At 34.3% G+C, this 1,781-nt stretch carries 3 protein-coding genes; all 3 read left to right on the top strand.

The genetic code is table 11. The annotated features are described in order from the left end of the window. Window positions 1-514: acyl-CoA dehydratase activase (locus KHW44_RS09340; protein WP_304068816.1), on the top strand; the 514-nt coding region annotated here is incomplete at its 5' end. Then, window positions 514-1,308: a 2-hydroxyacyl-CoA dehydratase family protein gene (locus KHW44_RS09345; RefSeq protein WP_304068817.1), complete on the top strand. Its 795-nt coding sequence runs from the start codon at window positions 514-516 to the stop codon at window positions 1,306-1,308. The genes KHW44_RS09340 and KHW44_RS09345, both read left to right, overlap by 1 nt. Window positions 1,309-1,319: 11 nt before the next feature. After that, window positions 1,320-1,781 (top strand): 2-hydroxyacyl-CoA dehydratase (locus KHW44_RS09350; protein ID WP_304068818.1); only part of this gene is annotated, 462 nt, incomplete at its 3' end.

The following is a 1,781-nucleotide window of genomic DNA, read 5'->3' on the forward strand; positions in this document are numbered from 1 at the left end:
ATGCCACGCAAAAGGCGCAAGTTTTTTCAACGATACTGATATGACTATTATCGACATTGGAGGACAAGATACAAAAGCCATAAGTTACAAAAATGGTATAGTAGAAGATTTCATAATGAATGATAAGTGTTCTGCTGGTACTGGAAAATTTTTGGAAGTAATGGCAAACCGTCTTGGTGTTGGATTGGACGAAATGTTTGATTTGGCAAGAACTGGAAAAGATGTCAAAATTTCTTCAATGTGTACGGTTTTTGCTGAAACAGAAATCATTTCATTGATAGGAAAAGGCACACCAAAAGAAGATATTGCTTGTGGTGTAATTAATTCTATCATTAATAAAGTTAAGACTTTGGTTCACAGACTTCCTGCTACAGATTATTATTTCTTAACTGGAGGTTTTTCGGGAAATGATTATATGACAGAACACTTGTCAGAGCTTTTGTCAGCAACCGTAGAAACAAATGAAAACGCAAGATTTGCTGGAGCAATAGGAGCAGCAGTCTTAGCAAGATAATGGATTATTTGGATATTAGAAAAAACGCATATATCGATGCCCTCACTTTGAGTAAATCAACAACTGTTGTTTCATTGTGGGGCAGAGTTCCATGGGAAATCGTTGAGAGTTTTGGAGTTACAACAGTGTATTCTTATGGAATGGATAGGGAAATCACAGAAGATTATTCGGATAATAATTACTGTGATATGTTGAATTCTTCTTTTGCTTATTTGGAACTTGGAAGATGTCCTTTTATGTTCAGTTCGTCATTTTTCATTGTAGATGATAGTTGTCAAATTCGCTACGAAACTTTGAAGAAGAAAACTGACAAGGATGTTTTTGTGTACAAATACAAGGATTACAAATCTTTGATTGAGTATTTGGAAGATAAATTAGACAAAAAATTTGACGAAGAAAAATTCGATGAATTAATCGAAAAATCCAGAGAAATTTCATCTCTTATATTCAATCTCAGAAAATGCGATATTGATGAAAGAAGAATATACGAGGTGGAATACTTCTCAAAATTTATCTTCGACATCGACAAAAGAATAGAATTCATCAAAGAACATATAGATGATTCTTTTAGGGATAAATCATCTGTAAAACTTCAGGCAGCAGCTGGAGTGTACAAAAAATTTGATCAATTAATCAAAGAAGGCTATTTTTGTGAAGGCGAATATCACGATATTTTTACAAAAAAAGGATTTGAATACATAGATGAAAAGTACAAGCAATTCGATTTCAAACCAGATTATGTGATACGTAACTGTAGCCAATTTGATTATGATGATAATGTAATTACTTACTAGGGGGTATTTAAATGGCAGATTACAGAAAAATGTGGGAAGATTTAGGAATGAACGTTGAAGAACACGACGTTTTGTGTGAAGTTTTACCACAAGCATTTGGTGATGTATATTTATCACAAGAAAATAGACCAGAAAAAATGGATTATTTCAACATGGTTGTTGCAGAAATCCACGGAATTAGACCAGCTGAATTAATCGAATTCAAAAAAAACGGAGGAAAAGTTGTAGGAACATTCTGCATTCACGTTCCTGACGAAGTAGTATTTGGATGCGGAGCTATTAATACTGGTTTGTGTTCAGGATCTCAATTCTGGGTACCAGGTGGAGAAAAATATCTTCCAACTGCTACATGTCCACTAATCAAGGCATCTTTGGGTGCTAGATTTGAAAAAACTTGTCCATTCTTCAGACTTGCAGATTTATTCGTCGGAGAAACGACTTGCGACGGCAAGAAAAAAGCTTGGGAAATCATG

This window comes from Finegoldia magna (genome assembly GCF_018371055.1).
Lineage (GTDB): Bacteria > Bacillota > Clostridia > Tissierellales > Peptoniphilaceae > Finegoldia > Finegoldia magna_I.